Source organism: Gaiella occulta, from assembly GCF_003351045.1.
Taxonomy (GTDB): Bacteria; Actinomycetota; Thermoleophilia; order Gaiellales; family Gaiellaceae; genus Gaiella; species Gaiella occulta.
Window position 1 is genome coordinate 235,722 of the sequence record NZ_QQZY01000003.1, and the last position, 21,013, is coordinate 256,734.

Consider the following 21,013-nt stretch of genomic DNA (forward strand, 5'->3'; position numbering starts at 1 on the left):
TGGAGGCCTCGGTCGTCGACGTCAAGCGCCGGTGTCGTCCTCGAGGATCTCGACCGTGCCCGCGGCGCCGTCGACACGAAGGCGTTGACCCGTACGGATTCGCTTCGTGCCGAACCCGGTGCCGACGACGGCGGGAAGCCCGTACTCGCGCGACACGATCGCGGCGTGCGCCATGATCCCGCCGATGTCCGACACGGCCGCCTTGATGCGGCTGAAGACCGGCGCCCAGCTCGGCGCCGTGATCGGGCAGACGAGGATCTCCCCGTCCTCGACGTCCTCGAGCTCGGCCGCGGAGAAGATCACGCGTGCCGGCCCCTCGGCCACGCCGGGTGCGGCGCCGATGCCCTGCAGGACGCCGGAGTCGTCGCCGCCCGCGTTGCGCCAGCGGTCGACCGTCTCCTCGGTGATGCCCCACAGCATCACGGTGAACGGCTCCGTGATCGAGTCAGGCACCTTGCCGAGAGCGGGAGGCGGCGACCAGCGGCGCAGCGCCTCCATGATCCGCTTGCGGTCGGCCACCTCGCGCTGCCAGTACGCGCGCCGGTCGGGGGTCTCGGTCGCCCAGCCGGTGATCAGGTCGGCGAGCGCCGGGTGGACCTCGTGCCGCTGCAGCAGGAAGACGTCCTCCTTGTCGTCGAGGAAGCCGTGGGCGGCGAAGACCGCCCCGAGCTCCCGCACCTTGTTCCAGAACAGCGAGTAGTGCTGGTGCTCCGCGTAGAAGTTGTGGTTTTCGACGAACGGGTAGACGGTGCGGGCGAGCGCGACGAGGCCGTCGAAGGCGGCACGATCGTCGTCGCTGCCGAGGAGCGCCCGGTACTCCGAGGTGATGCGGTCGCGCTCGGCCTGCACGCCCTCGAGCGGCCGGTCGATCTCGTCGCCGCGAACGAGCTTCTCGACGTACGTCTTCAGCGCGCCGAACGGCGTCCGCAGGTCGTCGATCCACGCCCTGTCCCCGTGCGTGAGCCCGGCGCCGGTGGAGAACCAGAACCACGGCTCCTTCGCCGTCTCCAGCGCGGCGATCCACTCGTCTCCCCTCGGCGCCTGCGCGACGGCGGAGAGCACAGCCTCCGGTGTGTCGCCGCGAGCGAGCTGGTCGACGAGACCGAGCTCGACACCGAGCCGCGCCAGCTTCCGGAGTTCGTCGTCCGGCCGGAACATGAGGATGTCGATCCCCGCGACCATCTTGGCGACGTTCTGGTCGCTGATGCCCGGGAACGCGCGCTGGCAGAGCTCACGGAACGTCATGTAGGCGCCGTAGCCGAGGCCGAGCATCTCGAAGTGCAGGTACGCCATCTCCTGCACGTTCTCGAGCAGCTCGTTGTAGGAGCGCGCGAGGTGGAAGCCGCTCGTCAGCTCGCGCGCCTGCGTCACGACCTCGTCCGGCTCGACGTCGGGCAGCGGCTCGAACGTGATGCGCGTCAGTCGCTGCCGGCAGTCGTTTGCCTTGGCCACCCAGTTCTCGTAGATCTCGTCCCAGTTCTCGAAGTAGTGGCCGGCGCGGGGGTTGAAGTACGCGGCGCGACGAGCGATCTCGTCGGGGTCGGTGATCATCGTGGGGCTGACGTAGACGTAGCCGTTCACGACCCGGTGGTCGAGCCCGAGCGCCGTCGGCACGACGAACACCTTGGTGGTGTTCTGGTTGAGGATCAGCCAGGTGTTCTCCGGCATCAGCAGGTCGAAGGGGTACATCGGCTCGGGGTAGTGCATCGAGTCGTGGAACCAGAACTTCTCGTCCTCGAACGCGCGGCGATCCTCGCTGAAGCAGGCGTAGTACGGGTAGAGGCGCTGCCAGCCCTCCGCGCCTTCGGGCGTCTCCACCTCGAAGGGGCTCTGGAAGTTCGCCGGTGCGCGGTCGCTCATCGTGCTCCTCCATCGGTTTCGGGCAACGGGTCGGCCCCGCCGGGCGCGCCCCGGCCGTGCAGGGTGCGGGCGAGGAACGGTCGGACGATCGCGAGGAAGCCGGCCAGGTCGTCCCAGGGCAGCATGTGGCCGGCGCCGGGCAGGACGGCGACCTCGGCCGCCGGGTTGGCCGCCGCGACCTCCGCCGCGCCGGTCTCGCCGACGACGGGGCCGGCGCCGCCCCAGACGAACAGGGTGGGAGAGTGCAGGCGCACCCAGTCCTCGAAGAAGTCCTCCTCGTGGAAGAGGCGGTGGGTCTCGACCACCGCCGTCTCGTCGCAGGTGCCGAGCCAGGCGGCGCGGAGCTCGAGCTGCTCCTGCGTCCAGGTCGGGAAGAACGGTCGCATGTCGTCGGCGCTGGCGCCGGCCCGGGCGAGGCGGAGCGACTCGACGAACGCCTCCACCGGGGTCGGGTACGGCGCGCGCCCGGGCCCGCTCAGCGGCGGGTCCGCCACGACCAGCGGGCCTCGCAGCGCCGGGTAGAGCGCGCCGAACGCGGCGGCGATGCGGGCGCCGGCGGAGTGGCCGAGAACCGCCGGCCGGTCGAGCTCGAGCGCCGCGAGCGCCTCCGCGACGTCGCGCGCGAGCTCTTCCCGCGCGTAGCTTCGTCCCCGCTCCGAGAGACCGCGCCCGCGCACGTCCATGGTGAGGACGCGGAACTCGGAGGCGAGCTCGAGAGCCACGAACTCCCAGGTCACCGCGGGGCTGGTGATTCCCGGAAGGATCACGAGGGCGGGCAGGTGCGCCGCGCCGTACTCGAGGAAGTGCAGGCGGAGGCCGTTCGCCTCCACCGTGCGGCTGCGTCCGACCGGTTGCGTCGGGGGCGCGTGCGTGCTCACGACGCCGCCTCGGCGAGGCGCTGATCGAGCTCGGCCAGCACGGCCTCGAGCCGGTCACGGGCGGTGGCGCGGGCGTGATCGAGGCGCACCCGCTCGCACATCCAACGGAGCTTCTCGCGGCCCTTCTCGAGGCTGCACGATCCGTCCAGCACCCAGCCCGCGACGAGCTGCCCGTTCACCTCGAGGAAGGAGATCGAGTCGGCTGCCTGCATCAGGTCGCCCTCGGGCGAGCCGCCGAATTCGTGCTCGCGAATCGGCAGCACGCCCTCGACGAAGCGCGCGGACGCCCCCTTGCCGACCAGCCAACCGGCGACCACCGCAGCCGACCGGTCGCAGTGGGCGCGGTTGTAGTCGACGTCGTCCCATGCCTGTCGCCCCTTGTCGAGGATGGGGCCGCCGCGGATCGAACGCTCCATGTCGTGCATCAGCGCGGCCAGCACGAGCGGCTCCGGCGCCTCGGGCTCGACTGCGAGCAGCCAGTCGCCCGCCCGTGACAGGTGCACGCCGTCGTAGTACGGGCCGATCCACTCGAGCGCGAGGCGCCGCAGCTCCAGGAACTCGTCGCTGAAGGCGCGGTCGGCGGGGAGTGCGCCGGGCGCCGGCGTGACGATCACCCCGTCAGGCACCGCGCACCTCGCGCTCGAGCGCCTCCGCGAACTGCTTCGCGGCCTGCGCCGCCTGCCGCGCGACCACCTTCCCGCCGACGACCCCGAGCATGCCGCCGAGCGCGACGTCGGCCTCCAGGACGACCCGCGTCGCCCCTGCGCCGTCGTCCTCGAGCCGGACGACGTTCGTCACCCGCACGTTGCCGGCCGCGCCGCGGACGCTCCGGCCGGTGGCCGAGAAGCTGATCGACTGGCCGGGCTCGACGCCTGTAATGCGCATCTTCGCGTCGAAGGTCGCGTTCATCGGCCCGAGCGACTGGGTGATGCGCAGGTTCGAGCTGCCGTCCTCGAGCATCGTCACCTGCTCGACGCCGGGGAGGCAGCGCGCCACCCGCTCGACCACCCCGACCACCTCCCAGACGGCCTCGCGCGGCTCGGCGACCACGAACGACTCGGACACCTTCACGGCGTGCCTCCCTTCCGCCCGGTTGCTTGCCGGAGTGCGCGCCAGACGAGCTCGGGCGTGATCGGCAGCCGGCCGATCTCGACGCCGAAGTCGGCGAGCGCGTCGCAGATGGCGTTGGCGAGCGCGGCCCCGGGCGGGATCGTGCCGATCTCGCCGACGCCGCGGACACCGAAGGGCGTCACGGGTGAGGGCACCTCGGTGTGATACAGCTCGACCTCCGGCAGGTCCGCGGCCGTCGGCGCGAAGTAGTCGAGCATCGAGCCGTTCAGGAGCTGACCTGTGTCGGGGTCGTAGCGGATCTCTTCCATCAGCGCGGCGCCGAAGCCCTGTGCGAGGGCGCCCAGCACCTGCCCTTCGACGAGCATCGGGTTGACGGCGGTGCCGCAGTCGTGCACGACCACGAAGTGCTCGATGTCGAAGTCGCCGGTGGCGGCGTCGACGGCGACCACGGCGGCGGCGCTGCCGTACGCGTATGCGGCCGCCTCGGGCTCGTAGTGGACGGTCGCGTCCAGGCCCGGCGCCTCGTCCGCAGGCAGCCCCTGTCCGATGATCGCCGTCTCGAAGACGCGAGCGAGCGGGAGCCTGATCGCGTGGTCGCCGACGACGCGAACCTCGCGCCCGGCGATCTCGAGGTCGTCGGCATCGACCTCGAGCAGCGACGCCGCGATCCGCAGCGTCTTCGCGGCAAGCTCGAGGCTTGCCCGCTCGATCGCGCCCGCGGCCGCGATCATCGTGCGTGAGGCGAACGAGCCGGTGTTGACCGGCGAGGCGGCGGTGTCGCCGACGTGGACCGAGACGGCGTCCACGTCGATGCCGAGCGCCTGGGAGCACACCTGGGCGAACGCGGTCTCCGGGCTCTGGCCGAACGAGGGCACGCCCGTGTAGAGGTCGACGCCACCGGAGCGGTTGGCCCGCAGCGTCACGCTCTCGTGGACGCCGAAGCGCGAGCCGCGGTCCGCGAGGAACTTCGCGCTCGCGTAGCCCGTCCGCTCGACGAACGAGGTAAGCCCGACGCCGACGTGGCGTCCGTCGGCGCGGGGGCCGCGTCCCGCGGCGCGCAGCCCCTCGTAGTCGACCGCGTCGGCGGCCATCCGCAGGCAGCGCCCGTAGTCGCCGCTGTCGTAGACGGCGCCGGCGGGGTTCTGCCACGGCAGCTCGTGGGGCTGGAGCATGTTCTGGAGGCGCAGGTCGAGCGGATCGCGACCGAGACGGCGGGCGAGGCGGTCGACCAGCACCTCGCGCACGAAGTTGGACTCCGGCTGGCCGTAGCCGCGGTAGGCGCCGATCGGGGTCTTGCTCGTCAGCGTGACGCGGCGCTCCATGTGCGCGTCGCGGACGCGGTAGGGGCCGGGGAAGGTGATCGTCGTCAGCTGGGCGGAGCCGAACGGCGAGTTGAGCGCGCCGAGGTCGGTGGCGTAGACGTCGGTGAGCGCGAGGATGGTGCCGTCGTGGCTCGCGCCGAGGCGGGCGTCGTGCACCGACTCGCGGCCGTGCGTGGAGGCGCGGAAGTGCTCCGTCCGGTCCTCCACCCACTTGACCGGCCGGCGCGTGTCCTTGGCGTGGAGGCACGCGAGCACGTCCTCGGGGTAGATGCCGAGCTTCAGCCCGAAGCCGCCGCCGACATCGCCGACGACGACGCGGATCGCGCCCTCGTCGAGGCCGAGCGCCTCGCCGAGCTGCACGCGCACGAGGTGCGGCACCTGGGTCGAGTGGTGGACAAGCAGCTCGCGGCCGCCGGAGCGCCACTCTGCCACGACGGCGCGCGTCTCCATCGGCAGCGCGGTGACGCGGTTGATCCAGAATCGGTCAGAGACGACGACGTCGGCGCGCGCGAGCATGCTCTCGGGATCGCCGGCGCCCTGCGAGTTGACCGTGAGCAGGTTGGTCGGGAGCACGTCTGGATAGAGCACGGGGCCGTTCTCCATCGCGGCGACCACGTCGGGCACGTGCGGGAGCGGGTCGTAGTCGATCGCGATCCGTTCGATCGCGTCCTCGGCGACGTAGCGGTCGACCGCGACGACGCTGACGACGGGCTGTCCCTCGTAGATCGCGATATCGGTGGCCATCGCGTAGTTGGGGAGATCGGGCGCCCCGGGCACGGGGCGCAGCACCGAGATCGGGTTCGTTCGCTCGACGACCTCGCGGCCGACGATCACCTGCTCGACGCCGTCGAGCGCGAGCGCCTCCGAGACGTCGACCGACAGCACGCGCGCCCGCGGGAACGGGCAGCGGCCGACCGCCATGTGGAGCGCGTGGGCCGGCTCGACGTCGTCGCTGAAGCGTCCGTCGCCGCGCAGTAGGCGGTCGTCCTCGCGCCGCGGCACGCGGTCGCCGACACCCCCCGCGCGCACGGCGCGCTCGGAGTCGAGGACGCTAGCCACGACCCTCGCCCCGCCTTGCCTGCAGGTGCCGCTCGACGGCGGTCACGATCGGCTCGTAGCCGGTGCACCGGCACAGCACGCCGGCGAGCTCGCCGCGGATCTCGTCGCGCGTCGGCACGGACCCGCGACGGGCCAGCGCGGTCGCGGTCATCAGGAACCCCGGCGTGCAGAAGCCGCACTGCAGCGCGTGCTCGTCCTTGAACGCCTGCTGCAGCGGCGAGAGCTCGTCGGGGCCCGCGAGGGACTCGACCGTCGTCAGCTCCATCCCGTCGGCCTGGGCCGCGAACAGCAGGCACGACTTCACCGCGTCGTCGCCGACGAGCACGGTGCAGTTGCCGCACACGCCCTGCTCACAGCCGATGTGCGTGCCGGTCAGACCGAGCTCGCGGCGCAGGAAGTCGGCGAGGTGGAGGCGCGGCTCGACCGACCGGCGATAGAGTCGTCCGTTCACCGTCACGGCGACCTCGACCCGCTCGGGTGCGTCAGCCACGGAGCGCCGCCTCCTCGTCGCGCAGGCGCCTGAGGACGCGCTCGACGTGCACGCCGGCGAGGTGCCGCCGGTACTCCTCGGAGGCCCGCACGTCCGACGGGGGGTCGATCACCGCGAGACACGCTTGCACGGCTGCGTCGATCGAGCCGGCGTCGAGGGTGGTGCCTTCCAGGCGACGGACTGCCTCGGGCACGAGGACAGGCCGGTCGTCGACGCCCGCGAGGGCGAGGCGGAGCTCCTGCCACGCGCCGTCGGCGCCCCGCGTGCCGGTCACCGCGACCGCGAGCACGGCGAAGTCGTTGTGACGCCGCGACACCTCGAAGAACCCGTAGGCGGCCGGCGCCTCGGGGAAGCGGACCGCCACGATCAGCTCGTCGGGTTCGAGCGTGGTCGTGTAGGGTCCGAGCAGGAAGTCGTCGAGCGGGATCTCGCGCACGCCCTCCCGGCTCTGCGCGCATACGACGGCGCCGAGCGCGAGGCACACGAGCGGCATCTCGCCGACGGGGTCGGCCTGCGCGAGGCTGCCGCCGAGGGTGCCCCGGTTGCGGACCTGGCGGTCGCCGACGAAGCGGACGGCGTGCTGCAGCAACGGCAGCCGCTCGGCGACGAGGGGCGAGGACTCGAGTTCGGAGTAGCGCGTGAGCGCTCCCACCGTCAGCCCGTCGCCGTCGACGACGATCCCGGCGAGCCCGGCGACGCGGTTGAGGTCGACGAGCGCCGCCGGCTGCATCAGTCGCATGTGCAGCATCGGCACGAGGCTCTGGCCGCCGGCGAGCGGCCGGGCGCCGGCGTTCTCGGCCAGGGCCGTGATGGCGCTCTCGACGCTGTCGGGCCGGATGTACGTGAACGGCGCCGGCTTCACGAGCCGCCGTCGTCCTTCGGCGCGAGGCGTCCGCCGCTGACGAACGTGCTCAGCACGAGGTCGACGGCGCTGCCCGCACCCGCGGAGACGGTCGGGACCGGCCGGCGGCTCCAGACGGTCTCGGGGCGCACCTGCAGCACGTGCACCGCGCCGGCCTCGTCGACTGCCCACTCGATGTCCTGCGGGGCGCCGCGATGGGCCTCGATCCGTTTCGCGAGCGCGGCGAGCGCCTCCACCTGCGCCTCCTCGAGGCACGGCTCGAGGCGCCGATCGTCGGGCACCTGGCGCAACTGCACGCCGGTGCCCGGCTCGAAACGGTACTCGGACGCCTTCTCCACGATCGCCCGGTCGACGACGTCGAGCGTGACCTTGTCGAGCCGGAACCGGTCGGGCGTGACCTCACCGGCGACGACGGCCTCGCCGAGCCCCCAGCCTGCCTCGATCACGATCTTCGAGCGGTCACCCGTGACCGGGTCGAGCGTGAACATCACACCGGCGGCGCGGGGCTGCACGAGCTGCTGAACGACGACGGCCATGCCCACGTCGACGACGGTGCCGTTGCCGTCACCTGGCCGGTAGGTGAGCACCGCGGCGCCGAACAGGCCCGTCCAGCAGCGGCGGACGTGCTCGAGCACCGCGTCGACGCCGATGACCCACAGATAGGTCTCGTACTGCCCGGCGAAGCTCGCTCCGGCGAGATCCTCGGCGACGCCGCTCGAACGGACCGCGACCGGCACGTCGGGGCTGCCGGCTCGCTCGCATAGACGCGCGTAGGCCTCCGCGACCGCGTCGGCGACGGCAGCCGGCAGGGGCGTCGACTCGATCGCCTCGCGCATCGTCGCGGCGGCGTCCTCGATCGCGAGCAGGTCGCCTCCGTGGGCGGCCGTGCGGGCGCTCCGGGCGAGCTCGCCGAGCCTGCCGTCGCCCATGAACGTGCGGTAGGCGTCGGTCGTGACGGCGAACGCGGGCGGCACGGCGAAACCGGCGGCCGCCATCTCGCCGAGGCTCGAGAACTTGCCCCCGACGAGCGCGCCCGAGTCGGTTCCGACCTCGTCGAGCCAGAGGACGAGCGTGTCGGCGGCGCTCATGGCGCACCGGTCGCGGCGACGTCCGCGGCGAGCATGCGGCCGCCGCCGGCGACCGTCGGCGACAGGCCGAGCGCGAGCAGGATCGACCGCGCCGTTGCCGTCGCGGCGGTCACGACCGGGATGCCGACCTCGCCCTCGACGAGCTCGACCACCTCCAGGCTGGGCATCTGCACGCAGGCGGAGAGGACGAGCGCGTCGAGGTCGTCGCGGTCGCAGACGCGGCGTGCCTGCTCGACGAGGACGTGCGACGGGATGCGCCCGACCTCGACGTTGTCCGAGACCTCGAGCGCCACGAGGTCGGCCACCTCGATCTCCTCGGCGCGGACGTAGTCGGCCACGAGCTCGGCGAGCGGCCGCATGTAGGGAGTGATCATTGCGACGCGCCGGGCGCCGATCGCCTGCAGACCGTCGATCAGGGCTCCCGCGCTGGTGACGACCGGCGGCTGACGGGGTGACTGCTCCAGCGCGCCCTCGAGTCGTGCCTGCACGTCACGGTGGGCGCCCGGCCCGCGGGCCATCACGGCCACGAGGCAGGCGTACGCGATCACCTCGACCGGGGCGTCGGCGAGCGACTGGGCGGCCACGTCGGAGGCCTGCACCATCCGGTCGAGCTCCTCGGCCGTGACGTGCGACAGGCGCGCCCGTGCGGAGTGCCAGGTGAACGATTCTCCCGTCGTCAGGCCGCGCCGCCGGAAGAGCTCGGGCAGCTCGGTCTCCATGGTCGTGTTCGAGCTCGGGACGATCAGTCCCACACGGCGTGCCTGGTCGCTCACGGTGCCTCCTCGAGCAGCGTCACGACGCCGTCGTCGCCGTTGACCTCGATCAGTTGCCCCGTGCGGATCCGCTGTGTCGCGAAGCCGGTGCCGACAACGGCGGGCAGGCCGTACTCGCGGGAGACGATCGCGGTGTGCGCCATGATCCCGCCGATGTCCGAGACCGCGGCGGCGATCGTGGAGAACACCGGCGCCCACGACGGCGCGGTGATGCGGCACACGAGGATCTCGCCGGGCTGGACGTCGTGCAGGCCGTCGCTCGTCGTGACCACGCGCGCGCGCCCGCGTGCGACGCCGCCGGAGGCGGCGACGCCGTTCAGGATCGCCGCGTCCTCCTCCTTGCCGCCGAGCCACTCGTCGACGACCTCCTGCGTGATCCCCCACAGCATGATCGTGAGGGGCTCGGTGATCTCCTCGGGTGGGCGCCCGAGCGCGGGGGGCGGCGTCCACGCGCGCAGTCGCTCGTAGACGTCCCGGCGCCGCCGCACGACGTCCGGCCAGTACGAGGGCCCGCGCGCGTCGGTGCCCGTCGCCCAGCCGATGCAGAGGTCGTAGAGGGCGTCGTGCACCTCGGTGCGGCGGAGGAAGAAGATGTCCTCCTCGTCGGCGAAGAACCCGTGGGCGACGAACACGCGGCCGAGCTCGCGCACCTTCGACCAGAAGATCGAGTGGTGCCAGTGCTCGACGTAGAAGTTGTGGTTCTCGACATACGGGTAGACGGTGCGGGCGAGCTGGACGAGGCCGTCGAAGGTGGCTCGGTCGTCGTCGCCGAGCAGCGCCCGGTACTCGGCCGTGAGCCGCTCGCGCTCCTCCACGATCTGCTCGAGCGGCCGTTCGATCGTCTCGCCGTTGAGGAGGCGCTGCGCGTAGCCGCGCAGCGCGTTCAGAGGCAGGCGCAGGTCGTCGATCCACGCCCTGTCGGTGTGGGTGTAGCCGGCGCCTGTCGAATACCAGAACCACGGGTCCTTCGCTGCCTCGAGCGCCTCGAGCCACTCCCGTCCGCGCGGCAGCGAGCCCATTGCGGCGAGCAGCGCCGACGGATCACCCTGGGTGAGCACGGCCTCCGTGAGCCCGAGGTCGATGGCGAGGCGCGCGAGCTTGCGGACCTCGTCGTCGGGCCGAAACAGCAGGATGTCGATGCCGGCCACCATGCGCGCGACCGTGCGGTCGGCGATCCCGGGGAAGGCGCGCTGGCAGAACTCGCGGAACGTCAGGTAGGCGCCGTAGCCGAGGTTGAGCATCTCGAAGTGGTACGAGCCCATCTCGAACAGGCTCGCCAGCAGGTCGGCGTAGCGGCGCTGCAGGTGGTAGGTCGAGTAGACGCCGTGGTGCTCGCGGACGACACGCTCGTCCTCGAGCTCGGGCAGCGGCTCGAAGCTGATCGCCTGCAGCCGCTCGACGCAGTCGGTCGCCTTCTCGATCCAGGCGGCATAGATCTCGTCCCAGTGCTCGAAGTAGTAGCCGGCACGCCGGCTGAACACCTCGGCTCGCTGTGCGACCAGCTCGGGGTCGGTGATCGCGTTGGGGCTGATGTAGAGGTAACCGTTGACGACGCGGTGGTCGATGCCGAGCGACGGCGGGATCTGCCAGACGCGGGTCGTCAGCTGGTTGACGGCGACGGCCCAGTTCTCGGTCATGATCGCGTCGAACGGGTAGACCGGCTCAGGGTTGTGCATCCCGTCGAAGAACCAGAACTTGCCCTCCTCGAAGTCGCGTCGCGCCTCGGAGAAGGTGTAGTAGTAGGGGTAGAGATCCTCCCAGCCGTCTGCACCCTCCGGCGAGGGGACCGAGAACGGGCTCGGGAACGTTCGGCCGGCGTCCTCGCTCATGCCCGCGTCCCGGCGGCGGCCTTCATCTCGGCAACGACGACGTCTCCGTCGAGCACGATCGGCTCGTCGTCGAGGAAGAGGCTGCAGTTGCGCATCGGGACGTCGACGTGGCAGGCGGTGTCGTTCGTCCCGCCGAGCTCGCCGTTGGGCCCCGTCGAGAAGAGCACGTTGCCGTAGAACGAGCGAACCTCCATGCCCATGCCGCGGGTGTCGGTCGCCAGCGCCGACCAGCGTGCCCGGTGGTCGAGGCCCCAGCCGATGTGCGCGATGCCGTAGGCGCGCTCGTCGTCGAACGCGGCCATGTAGTCGCGCAGCAGGTCGGCGTCGACGGAGCCGCGGATGTCGACGATGCGGCCCTGCTCGATCGTCAGCTCGATCGGTGACTGCACGTACGACTTGTGCGGCAGCAGGATGTCGCCGGGCGCGATCACGACCTTCCCGTCGACGCCGTCGTCGGCGCCGCCCGTGAACACGAAGCCGCTCGGCCAGTGATCCCACCGGCCCGCGGTGTCGGTGTGCCCGTACTGCGTCATCACCGGGTAGTGGCCGAGCTGGTAGGTGACGTCGGTGCCGGCCTCGTTGGTGAACCGCAGGGTCTTGGCCTGGCGCAGGAGCTGCTCGCCGGCCTCGACGCGCTCCCGGATCTCCTGTGTGGGGAACAGCCGCTGCAGCAGGTCGACCGGCTCGATGCAGAGCAGGACGCGCGTGCCCGCCGCCTGGATCTCCAGCTGCTCCTTCGAGAACAGCAGGAACATCAGGTCGATCAGCAGGTCAGCTTCCTTCAAGGCCTCGATCACGGGCCGGTTGCGGGCGAGCGGCGTCGCGCCGACGGTCCAGGCGCCGAACGAGCCGTCGAGGCTCGACGACACCTCCGGCAGGGTGACGAGGTACGACGTGGCGCCGAGCTTCTGGGCGGCGTCCATGAACGTCCGTGCATAGTCGACGCGCTGGTCGCCCTGGGCGAGGACGGCCACCGTCTCGCCCTCCTGGACGCCGCACATCTCGAGTGCCGCGCGGGTGAGGTCGACGAAGGACTGGGAGTAGCTGCTCATCTGATGGCCCTCCTACGGGGTGGTCGTCCCGTCGGGACGTTGGCTACGGTCGTCGGGGGCTGCCGCACCCCATGGTGCCGAGAGGTACGCGACCGCATCGTCGAGCGCGATCACGTCGCCGTACTTGGCGTCGATGTCGAAGAGGTTCGCGTCGTGTGGTGCGCGGGCGCGGTCGCCGACCGCCTCGCGTACGACGAGCGTCGGGAAGCCATGCTGGACGGAGTCGACGACGGAGGCGCGCACGCAGCCGCTCGTCGTTGCGCCGCAGATCACGACCGTGTCGACGCCGCGCCGGTGGAGGTCATCCGCGAGGTCGGTGCCGAAGAACGCGGAGGCGCCCTTCTTCGTCACCACCGGCTCGCCGTCGGCCGGCTCCAGTCGTGGGTCGACCTCGACGAGCTCCGATCCGGCCGCCAGCACCGCGAGGCCCGGCGCCTTGCGCAGCCAGGCGAGCCGCTCCTCGTCGCCGGGGTCGTACGCGATCGTCGTGAAGACGATCGGGCAGCCCCCGGCGCGCGCGGCGTCGACGAGGCTCTTCGCCGCCCCGACCTCGGACGTGAGATCGCTGCCGGTCGGGAACGCCGCCTCGGTGAAGCCGCGGCTGAGGTCGACGACGACGAGCGCGGGCCGCGGGCCGCGCTCGACCCTGGCGCCGAAGCCGGCCCGGGAATACACGCGGGCCGTCTCGTCACCCCGTTCGGCTGTCGTGTCGTCGAGGTTGTAAGTCACTCTGCATTGTTGTATACACGCATCCAGTGGGGAGGTCAAACGTCATACGAAGCACGACGGGCACGAGGCGAGCATGGACCGTCTCCGCCGTGCCTCCGCGCCGACCGGCTCTGGTCGCAGCCGGTCGCCCAGTCACGAGAGACACGCCGCGAGCGGCCGCGGCACCCCTGACTCATGGGAGGAAGGACGAGGCCGATGGCCACCTTTAAGGAGCAAGTCTCGCTCGATGTCTTCTATCTCGACCTGCTCTACGCGTTCGCCGCGATGTGCGTCGTGCTCGTGGTGCTGGGCCTGTGCCTGGTCGACGGCGGGCTCGTGCGGGCGAAGAGCATGGTCGACACGTGGGTGCTGAAGATCGCAGCCGCCATGGTGGGTGGGTTGACGACGATCTTCGTCGGCTACGCGATCTGGCAATGGTCGTTCAACACCGCCTTCGGCGTCCCGGGCCCGCTCGGGCAGGCGCTCAAGGACTGGTGGCTGTTCGGCAACAACATGACGGAGTTCGCGGGGAACCTCGACCCCAAGAAGGTCGTCGAGGCCGACGTGAACCAGGTGTTCGTCGTGTTCTTCATGACGTTCTCGATGGCGACCATGGCCCTGATCCACAGCGCCGTCGTCGAGCGCATCAAGGCGCTGCCGCTGCTCGTCACCGCCGCGATCGTCGGGACGGTGCTGTCACCGCTCGCGGGCTACCTCGCCTGGGGACCGGTCAGCCCGCTCACGAACCGTGGCGTGCACGACTTCGACGGCGTCTTCCCGCTCTACATCTTCGCCGGCACGGTGAGCCTCGTCTTCGCCTGGAGGGTCGGGCCGCGGCGGGGCGTCGGAGCAGGCGGGCAGCCGTCCGCCGTCGAGCGTCCGCCCGCGAACCTCGCCATGACGGGCGCCGGGATCCTGCTGATCATGTTCGCCCTGCCCTTCATCGCGCTCGGCTCGGGCTGGGTCTTCCCGGGCGGCGGCTACTTCGGCATCTCGATGACGACCAGCGGCATGGGCATCGTCATGATCAACGTCCTCACCGCGTTCCTCGCCGGCGGCCTCTCCGGCACGGTGATCGCCTACCGCGAGCGTCAGCCCGCCTGGGTCTTCCTCGGCCCGATCTCGGGAGCGATCCTCTGCGGTGCCCTGTTCGACGTCGCCAAGCCCTGGGTGATCCTGATCGTCGCCCTGTTCGGGCCCTTCGTGACCCTGCTCGGCCAGCGGGTGATGGTCGCGCTCGGGATCGACGACCCGAAGGTCGTCCCGCTCGCGCTGTTCAACGGCGTGATCGGCGCGATCGCCACCGGGTTCATCCAGTGGGGCACCAAGACCGGCGGCTTCGTCGGCCTCGAGGGCAAGTACGGCTTCCAGCACGCCACGATCACGCCGTGGTGGCAGCTCGTCGGGGTCGTGACGATCATGGCGATCGCCGGCATCCCGGCGCTGCTCATCGCCCTCTTCTTCGAGAAGACGTCCGGCTTCAAGGTGACCGACGCCGAGCAGGATGCCGGCCTCGATCACGCGTACTGGGATCACGAGCCCCTGCACGGGCGCGGCGTCGACGTGCCCACCCCGGCCGGGTCGACCGCCACGACCTGAGCCTCTCCCGAGCCGGTGGCGTGGCCGACAGGCTGTCGGCCACGCCACCGGCTCGGATCACCCCGCCTCGTACACTGTGTCGCAGGAGAGATCCAGAGATGAGCGAGCCCGAACCGATCTTCGGCCAGCCGATCCTCGCGACCGAGCGAGCCGGCAACCTGATCGCCCACGAGATTCGGCGGGCGATCGTCGAGGGCCGCGTCGAGCCCGGCGACGTCCTGCGCGAGGAGCAGTTGGCGCGCGAGCTGGGCACGAGCCGCACTCCGGTGCGCGAGGCCCTCATCGAGCTCCGCAACGAAGGGCTCGTGGAGGCGACCGCGACGCGGCGGGCGGTCGTGCGGGCCTATGACGCGTCCGAGCTCCACGACATCTACGCCCTCCGTGCCGTGCTCGAGGGGCATGCCGCCCGGCTCGCAGCCGAGCGCGCGACGGACGCGACGATCCGCCGGCTGGAGGCCAGCCTCGACCGCTTCCGCGAGCTCTCCACCCACGACGGTGACGCCCTCAACGCGCTCGTCGCAGAGAACCTCGTGTTCCACGGCGTCATCGCCGACGCGGTCGACGTCCCCCACCTGAAGAGGATGATCGACCAGGTGATGGTGATCCCGAGGCGCTATCGCGCGTACGCCGCCTACGTGCCCGAGCATCGCCTGACGGTGGCCGACCACCACGCCGAGATCACCGACGCGATCCAGCGCAGGAACGGCGACGCCGCCGCCGCGCTGATGGAGCACCACGTCCGCTGGACGGGTGAGGTCGCCGTCGCCGCGCAGGAGCGCTGAGCCTCCTCGGATCCCGACTCGCGCTCCGTGTGCCGCTCGACGGGCGCAACGAGCCTCGGCGCCGCGGGTCACGAGCACGACGCGTGGGAAGGGATGCAAGGGAGCGACCGGCAGCGACAGGAGGGAGGAAGGAAAGCGGAAGGAGAAGAGGAGCCGGAGGAGGGACTCGAACCCACGACCCCCGCTTTACAAGAGCGGTGCTCTACCAGCTGAGCTACTCCGGCGCGTCACCGCAATCGTAGACGTGAATCGCCGCGGCTCTCGTGCATGGGCGATGCCCTCGGCCGACACGGTCGGCCGCTTGCGGACGGGCACCGGTCGGCGCGAGACTCCGTCCACGGGGGGCAGCGCTCGGACCCGCGTCCGACGCGTTCTGCGCATTGCGAGGCAGGAGTAGGGAGAACCGGAGAAAAGCGCACCCGTCCTGATGCATACTGCCGCGATGCACACGCCTGAGACCACCACCCACCACGATCGCATCCTCGCCGAGCGCGCGCGCTACGTCAGCGGCGGCGTCTCGACCCCCAGGCTCGTCGTCGCCCACGCGGACGGAGCCCGCGTCACCGACGTCGACGGCCGCACCTTCATCGATTTCGCCGGCGGCATCGGCTGCCAGAACACGGGCCACCGCTTCGGGCCCGTCGTCGACGCCGTCAAGGCGCAGGCGGACGAGTACCTGCACCAGTGCTTCATGGTCGGCGTCTACGAGCCGTACGTCGAGGTCTGCCGGCGCCTCGCCGAGCTCTCGCCCTGCGCCGGCGAGCAGCAGAAGTCGCTTCTCGTCAACTCCGGGGCGGAGGCGAACGAGAACGCCGTCAAGATCGCGCGGGCCGCCACCGGCCGTCCTGCGGTCGTCGTGTTCGACAACGCCTTCCACGGCCGCACGCTCCTGACCATGACGATGACGGCGAAAGTGAAGCCGTACAAGGCGGGCTTCGGCCCGTTCGCGCCCGAGGTGTACCGCGCGCCGGTGCCCTATCCCTACCGCGGCGTGACGAGCGACGACGCCATCGCAGGGCTGAAGAAGCTGTTCAAGGCGGAGGTCGACCCCGAGACGGTCGCCTGCGTCGTGCTCGAGCCCGTGCAGGGCGAGGGCGGCTTCATCCCGATGCCGGACGACTTCCCGCGGCGCCTGCTCGAGGTGTGCCGCGAGCACGGCATCCTCTACGTCGACGACGAGGTGCAGTCGGGCGTCGGCCGCACCGGGAAGATGTGGGCGATCGAGCACTACGCCGACGCCGCCCCCGACCTGCTCGTCTCGGGCAAGTCGATCGGCGGCGGCCTGCCGCTCGCCGGCGTCACCGGGCCCGCCTCGATCATGGACGCGGTGCCCGCCGGCGGCCTCGGCGGCACGTTCGGCGGCAACCCGCTCTCGTGCGCGGCCGCCGTCGCCGTGCTCGACGCCGTCGCAGAGCCCGCGTTCCTCGCGCAGGCGAGCGCGCTCGGAGACGCCATGCGCGCCCGCATGGAGCAGATCGCCGCCGCGCACGACGCCGTCGGCGAGGTGCGCGGGCTCGGGCCGATGCTCGCCTTCGAGCTCGTCGAGCAGTCGCCCGAACGGGCCGCCGCGATCGTCGGCGCCGCCTTCGAGCGAGGGCTGCTGCTGCTCGCGTGCGGCATGTACGGCAACGTCATCCGCCTGCTCGCGCCGCTCACGATCGAGCGCGACGAGCTGGACGAAGGCATGGCGCTCCTGGAGGAGTCGTTTGCCGCTGCTCTCTGAGCCGGCGGCCCCGGCCGACGTGCGGGTCACGGGGCTGCGCAAGCACTACGGCGACGTCGCCGCCGTCGACGGCGTCGACCTGGCCATCGCGAGAGGCGAGTTCTTCACCCTGCTCGGGCCGTCCGGCTCGGGCAAGACGACGACGCTGCGCATGATCGCCGGCTTCGAGCGCCCGGACGCGGGCACGATCGAGCTGGGGGGCAGGGACGTCTCGTCGCTGCCCCCGTTCGACCGCGACGTCAACACCGTGTTCCAGGACTACGCGCTGTTCCCGCACATGACCGTGCAGCAGAACGTCGAGTACGGGCTGCGAGTGAAGAAGGTCGCGAAGGCGCGGCGCCGGGCGCAAGCCGACGAGGCGCTGCGCATGGTGCGCCTCGAAGGCTACGGCGAGCGGAAGCCCGGCCAGCTCTCGGGCGGCCAGCGCCAGCGCGTCGCGCTCGCCCGGGCCATCGTCAACCGGCCGCAGGCGCTGCTCCTCGACGAGCCGCTCGGCGCGCTCGACCTGAAGCTGCGGCAGGAGCTGCAGATCGAGCTCAAGCAGATCCAGCAGGAGCTCGGGATGACGTTCGTCTACGTCACGCACGACCAGGAAGAGGCGCTGACGATGAGCGACCGCATCGCCGTCTTCAGCCAGGGCAAGATCGAGCAGGTCGGCACGCCCGCGGAGATGTACGAGCATCCGGCGACGACGTTCGTGGCCGGCTTCATCGGTACGTCGAACATCCTCGAGCGGGACGGCCGCACGTTCACCGTGCGCCCCGAGAAGATCCGCCTGCTCCCGGCGGACGCGCGAAGCGGCGAGCCCGGCGTGATCCGGGCCGCCGTCTACCTCGGACCCGTGACGAAGTTCGTCGTCGTGCTCGACGGCGGCGGCGAGCTCGCCGTCGTCCAGCAGAACCTCGAGACGTCCTCGCAGGACGTCCACGAGATGGAGGGAAGGCACGTCCGCCTGGCATGGAGCCCGGACGTGGAATTCGTGATCGAGGAGGAGGGAACGTGAAGCGAATTCGCTTCGTGCACGTCGCGCCGGTGCTGCTCGTCGCCGCCCTCGCCGTTCCGGCGGCGGGCGTCTCGAACAGCACCACGGTGCCGACGTCGATCGGCAAGGGCGAGGGCAAGCTCACGCTCGTTGCCTGGGAAGGCTACACGGAGAAGCAGTGGGTGGCCCCGTTCGAGAAGCAGACGGGCTGCAAGGTGCAGGCGAAGTACGCCGGCAGCTCCGACGAGATGGTCAACCTGATGCGGTCGGGCGGCGGCGGCCAGTACGACATGGTCTCCGCCTCCGGCGACGCAAGCCTGCGGCTCATCTACGGCAAGGACGTGGCGGAGGTCAACGTCAACCTGATCCCGTCGTACAAGGACTTCTTCGCCGCCTTCAAGTCGCCCCCGACGAACACGATCGGCGGCAAGCACTACGGCATCTCGCTCCAGTTCGGCCCCAACGTGTTGATCTACAACACGAAGAAGGAGAAGAAGCCGACGTCCTGGAAGGTGCTCTACGACCCGGCCAACAAGGGGAAGATCTCGATCCCGGACAACCCGATCCAGATCGCCGACGCGGCGCTCTACCTGTCCCGGACACAGCCGGCGCTCGGCATCAGGGATCCGTACGAGCTCACCAGGAAGCAGTTCGACGCGGCCGTCAGCCTGCTCAAGCAGCAGAAGCCGCTCGTCAAGAAGTACTGGCCGCTCGCGTCGGACCAGATCGACCTGTTCAAGAACGGCGGCGCGACGCTCGGCGCCTCGTGGCCGTACCAGGTGAACACGCTCGCGGCTGCCAAGGTGCCGGTCGCCTCGGTGATCCCGAAGGAGGGCGCGACCGGCTGGCTCGACACGTGGATGCTGTCGGCCAAGGCGAAGCACCCGAACTGCGCCTACAAGTGGATGGCGTACATCACGCAGGCGAAGCCGCAGGCCCAGCAGGCCGTGTACTTCGGTGAGACGCCGGTCAACAGGAAGGCGTGCCCGATCATGAACAAGCTCTCGAAGGGCTCGTGCGCGCAGTACAACGCCAACGCGCCCGAGAGCTACTACCGCTCGATCAAGTTCTGGAAGACGCCGCTCGCAGACTGCGGCAACGGCAAGAAAGACTGCGTGGACTACACGAAGTGGGTCCAGGCCTGGACGCAGATCAAGGGGTAGATGGCGTCCGATGCCGCACCGCTGACGGAGGGCTCCCCGCGCCGGGGGGCCCTCCGTTCTCTTTCGAGCCTTGCCTGGCGCCATCCCCGGCTGAAGGCGCTGGGGGAGATCTCGCCGCCGGTGGCGGCGTTCCTGCTCGTCTACGTCGCCGCGCTCGTGGCCCTGTTCGTGTCGGCGTTCTGGTCGGTCGATCCGTTCACGAGCGAGATCGTGCGCAGCTGGTCGCTCGACAACTTCCGCACCCTCTGGGACGACCCGACCTACCGTACGATCGCGCTGCGGACGATCGGCATCGCGTCGGCCGTCACCGTCACCTGCGTCCTGCTCGCGTTCCCGTACGCGTACTTCCTCGTCCGCGTCGCGACGCCGCGGCTGCGCGTCGCCCTGCTCGTGCTGACGCTGCTGCCGCTCTGGGTCAGCTACCTCGTCCGCGTGTACTCGTGGCGGCTGATCCTGAACGAGGACGGGGCGCTCAACTGGTCGCTCGCGAAGCTCGCGCTGCCGCAGCTCCACATCGCCTTCACGAACTGGGCGATGTGGCTCGTCTACACCTACATCTGGTTCCCGTTCATGGTGCTGCCCGTGTACGCGGCGCTCGAGAAGATCCCCTATTCGCTGATGGAGGCCTCCGCCGACCTCGGCGCGCGCGGCGGCACCACCCTGCGGCGCGTCATCCTGCCTCTCGCCGTGCCGGGCATCGCCGCCGGGTCGATCTTCACCTTCTCGCTGACGCTCGGCGACTACATCGCACCGACGCTGGTCGGCGGGCCCAGCTCGCAGCTGATCGGCAACGTCGTGTTCGCGAACGTCGGCGTCGCCAACAACGTGCCCTTCGCGGCGGCGTTCGCGATGGTGCCGCTCGGGATCATGGCCCTCTACCTCGCGCTGATGAAGCGTCTCGGCGCCTTCGACAACCTGTGAGGGACTGAATGGAGACGCGCGCCACCCGACTCGGCCTCTCGCTCTGGGCGCTCCTCGTCATCGCGTTCCTGTGGATTCCGCTGCTGATCATGGCCGTGTACGCCTTCAACTCCTCGAACGTGCAGAGCTGGCCGATTCCGGGCTTCACGACGCGATGGTTCGCGGTGGCGTGGCACGACGAGGAGGTGCGCGCGGCGCTCGGTCTCTCGCTGCGCGCGGGCTCGGCGGCGACGGCGATCGCGCTCGTGCTCGGATCGCTCGCGGCATTCGGGCTCAACCGCTTCCGCTTCTTCGGCCAGAGCGCGTTCTCGTTCCTGCTCGTGCTGCCGATCGCGCTGCCGGGGATCATCACCGGCATGGCGCTGAACTCGTTCTTCGTCTTCTGGGGCATCGACCTGTCGCTGTGGACGATCGTGGTCGGACATGCGACGTTCTGCGTGGTCATCGTCTACAACAACGTGCTGGCGCGGCTGCGGCGCACGTCGGGCTCCTTCTTCGAGGCGTCGGCAGACCTCGGCGCCGACGGCTGGCAGACCTTCCGCTACGTCACGTTCCCCGCGGTGCGCACGGCGATCGTGGCCGGTGCGCTGCTCGCCTTCGCGCTCTCGTTCGACGAGATCGTCGTCACGTTCTTCACCGCGGGGTCGCAGAACACGCTGCCCCTGCTCATATTCGGCTTCATCCGCCAGGGACAGCAGCTTCCCGTCGTGAACGCGATCGCGCTCGCCGTCATCCTCGTCACGGCGATCCCGGTCTACGTGGCGCAGCGTCTCACGAGCGACATCGGCGCCGTCGCGCGCTCGGGGGCCGCGGCGGAGCAGTCGACGCAGGCATAGAGCCTGCGTCCGCGA

The 21,013-nt window shown here is 70.8% G+C and carries 19 protein-coding genes and 1 tRNA gene; 7 read left to right on the forward strand and 13 right to left on the reverse strand.

Annotated elements, in window-relative coordinates:
• Positions 1-21 precede the first annotated feature (21 nt).
• The 12 genes from Gocc_RS08170 to Gocc_RS08225 are packed head-to-tail and all read right to left on the reverse strand — an operon-like array spanning position 22 to position 13,013.
• A complete protein-coding gene (locus tag Gocc_RS08170; protein ID WP_114796043.1) occupies positions 22-1,860 on the reverse strand; it encodes a PEP-utilizing enzyme in 1,839 nt (612 codons plus the stop codon).
• Complete coding sequence (locus Gocc_RS08175; RefSeq protein ID WP_114796044.1) at positions 1,857-2,738, reverse strand: alpha/beta fold hydrolase; 882 nt, start codon at positions 2,736-2,738, stop codon at positions 1,857-1,859. Before Gocc_RS08175 ends, Gocc_RS08170 begins: the two co-directional genes overlap by 4 nt.
• Positions 2,735-3,364, reverse strand: a complete 630-nt coding sequence (locus Gocc_RS08180) for a DUF4202 domain-containing protein (RefSeq protein WP_147281220.1) — start codon at positions 3,362-3,364, stop codon at positions 2,735-2,737. Before Gocc_RS08180 ends, Gocc_RS08175 begins: the two co-directional genes overlap by 4 nt.
• Positions 3,357-3,809, reverse strand: a complete 453-nt coding sequence (locus Gocc_RS08185; protein WP_181813479.1) for an SRPBCC family protein — start codon at positions 3,807-3,809, stop codon at positions 3,357-3,359. Before Gocc_RS08185 ends, Gocc_RS08180 begins: the two co-directional genes overlap by 8 nt.
• A complete protein-coding gene (locus tag Gocc_RS08190; RefSeq protein WP_114796046.1) occupies positions 3,806-6,190 on the reverse strand; it encodes a xanthine dehydrogenase family protein molybdopterin-binding subunit in 2,385 nt (794 codons plus the stop codon). Before Gocc_RS08190 ends, Gocc_RS08185 begins: the two co-directional genes overlap by 4 nt.
• Entirely contained in the window at positions 6,183-6,680 is a 498-nt protein-coding gene (locus tag Gocc_RS08195; protein ID WP_245904892.1) for a (2Fe-2S)-binding protein, read from the reverse strand. Before Gocc_RS08195 ends, Gocc_RS08190 begins: the two co-directional genes overlap by 8 nt.
• Positions 6,673-7,542 (reverse strand): FAD binding domain-containing protein, encoded by an 870-nt coding sequence (locus Gocc_RS08200; protein WP_114796047.1) that lies wholly within the window; start codon positions 7,540-7,542, stop codon positions 6,673-6,675. Before Gocc_RS08200 ends, Gocc_RS08195 begins: the two co-directional genes overlap by 8 nt.
• Positions 7,539-8,630, reverse strand: a complete 1,092-nt coding sequence (locus tag Gocc_RS08205) for a PEP/pyruvate-binding domain-containing protein (RefSeq protein WP_114796048.1) — start codon at positions 8,628-8,630, stop codon at positions 7,539-7,541. Before Gocc_RS08205 ends, Gocc_RS08200 begins: the two co-directional genes overlap by 4 nt.
• The gene (locus Gocc_RS08210) at positions 8,627-9,403 is read right to left on the reverse strand and encodes a maleate cis-trans isomerase family protein (RefSeq protein ID WP_245904893.1); all 777 of its coding nucleotides are present in this window, start codon (positions 9,401-9,403) and stop codon (positions 8,627-8,629) included. The genes Gocc_RS08205 and Gocc_RS08210 overlap by 4 nt, the downstream gene beginning before the upstream one ends.
• On the reverse strand, positions 9,400-11,232 hold the full coding sequence (locus tag Gocc_RS08215; RefSeq protein WP_114796049.1) for a PEP-utilizing enzyme: 1,833 nt from the start codon (positions 11,230-11,232) through the stop codon (positions 9,400-9,402). The genes Gocc_RS08210 and Gocc_RS08215 overlap by 4 nt, the downstream gene beginning before the upstream one ends.
• The gene (locus Gocc_RS08220) at positions 11,229-12,284 is read right to left on the reverse strand and encodes a 2,5-dihydroxypyridine 5,6-dioxygenase NicX family protein (RefSeq protein ID WP_114796050.1); all 1,056 of its coding nucleotides are present in this window, start codon (positions 12,282-12,284) and stop codon (positions 11,229-11,231) included. Before Gocc_RS08220 ends, Gocc_RS08215 begins: the two co-directional genes overlap by 4 nt.
• 12 nt (positions 12,285-12,296) lie before the next feature.
• Entirely contained in the window at positions 12,297-13,013 is a 717-nt protein-coding gene (locus tag Gocc_RS08225) for an isochorismatase family protein (RefSeq protein ID WP_245904894.1), read from the reverse strand.
• A gap of 195 nt (positions 13,014-13,208) precedes the next feature.
• Here Gocc_RS08225 and Gocc_RS08230 point away from each other — a divergent pair, with 195 nt between their 5' ends.
• Together Gocc_RS08230 and Gocc_RS08235 are read left to right on the forward strand one after the other, a co-directional pair.
• Positions 13,209-14,591: an ammonium transporter gene (locus tag Gocc_RS08230; RefSeq protein WP_181813480.1), complete on the forward strand. Its 1,383-nt coding sequence runs from the start codon at positions 13,209-13,211 to the stop codon at positions 14,589-14,591.
• 98 nt (positions 14,592-14,689) lie between these two features.
• On the forward strand, positions 14,690-15,373 hold the full coding sequence (locus Gocc_RS08235) for a GntR family transcriptional regulator (protein ID WP_114796052.1): 684 nt from the start codon (positions 14,690-14,692) through the stop codon (positions 15,371-15,373).
• A gap of 151 nt (positions 15,374-15,524) precedes the next feature.
• On the opposite strand, the gene Gocc_RS08240 is transcribed toward Gocc_RS08235, so the two are convergent.
• Positions 15,525-15,597: transfer RNA gene (locus Gocc_RS08240), tRNA-Thr, on the reverse strand.
• 218 nt (positions 15,598-15,815) lie between these two features.
• Between Gocc_RS08240 and Gocc_RS08245 the strand changes: the two genes are divergently transcribed.
• Genes Gocc_RS08245 through Gocc_RS08265 form a run of 5 tightly spaced genes read left to right on the forward strand, consistent with a single transcriptional unit; the run spans position 15,816 to position 20,998 of the window.
• Entirely contained in the window at positions 15,816-17,096 is a 1,281-nt protein-coding gene (locus Gocc_RS08245) for an aspartate aminotransferase family protein (protein WP_114796053.1), read from the forward strand.
• Entirely contained in the window at positions 17,080-18,099 is a 1,020-nt protein-coding gene (locus Gocc_RS08250; protein ID WP_114796054.1) for an ABC transporter ATP-binding protein, read from the forward strand. The genes Gocc_RS08245 and Gocc_RS08250 overlap by 17 nt, the downstream gene beginning before the upstream one ends.
• Positions 18,100-18,104: 5 nt before the next feature.
• On the forward strand, positions 18,105-19,241 hold the full coding sequence (locus tag Gocc_RS08255) for an ABC transporter substrate-binding protein (protein ID WP_422717988.1): 1,137 nt from the start codon (positions 18,105-18,107) through the stop codon (positions 19,239-19,241).
• Positions 19,242-20,162: an ABC transporter permease gene (locus Gocc_RS08260; protein ID WP_114796056.1), complete on the forward strand. Its 921-nt coding sequence runs from the start codon at positions 19,242-19,244 to the stop codon at positions 20,160-20,162.
• A gap of 8 nt (positions 20,163-20,170) precedes the next feature.
• Entirely contained in the window at positions 20,171-20,998 is an 828-nt protein-coding gene (locus tag Gocc_RS08265) for an ABC transporter permease (protein ID WP_114796057.1), read from the forward strand.
• The last annotated feature ends 15 nt before the right edge of the window (positions 20,999-21,013 follow it).

Excerpts from the sequence above, each read along its gene's own strand:
- Gocc_RS08245 (WP_114796053.1), top strand. The coding sequence starts at position 15,816 with ATGCACACGCCTGAGACCACCACCCACCACGATCGCATCCTCGCCGAG.
- Gocc_RS08230 (WP_181813480.1), top strand. The coding sequence starts at position 13,209 with ATGGCCACCTTTAAGGAGCAAGTCTCGCTCGATGTCTTCTATCTCGAC.
- Gocc_RS08205 (WP_114796048.1), bottom strand. The coding sequence starts at position 8,630 with ATGAGCGCCGCCGACACGCTCGTCCTCTGGCTCGACGAGGTCGGAACC.
- Gocc_RS08235 (WP_114796052.1), top strand. The coding sequence starts at position 14,690 with ATGAGCGAGCCCGAACCGATCTTCGGCCAGCCGATCCTCGCGACCGAG.
- Gocc_RS08220 (WP_114796050.1), bottom strand. The coding sequence starts at position 12,284 with ATGAGCAGCTACTCCCAGTCCTTCGTCGACCTCACCCGCGCGGCACTC.
- Gocc_RS08215 (WP_114796049.1), bottom strand. The coding sequence starts at position 11,232 with ATGAGCGAGGACGCCGGCCGAACGTTCCCGAGCCCGTTCTCGGTCCCC.
- Gocc_RS08170 (WP_114796043.1), bottom strand. The coding sequence starts at position 1,860 with ATGAGCGACCGCGCACCGGCGAACTTCCAGAGCCCCTTCGAGGTGGAG.
- Gocc_RS08265 (WP_114796057.1), top strand. The coding sequence starts at position 20,171 with ATGGAGACGCGCGCCACCCGACTCGGCCTCTCGCTCTGGGCGCTCCTC.
- Gocc_RS08260 (WP_114796056.1), top strand. The coding sequence starts at position 19,242 with ATGGCGTCCGATGCCGCACCGCTGACGGAGGGCTCCCCGCGCCGGGGG.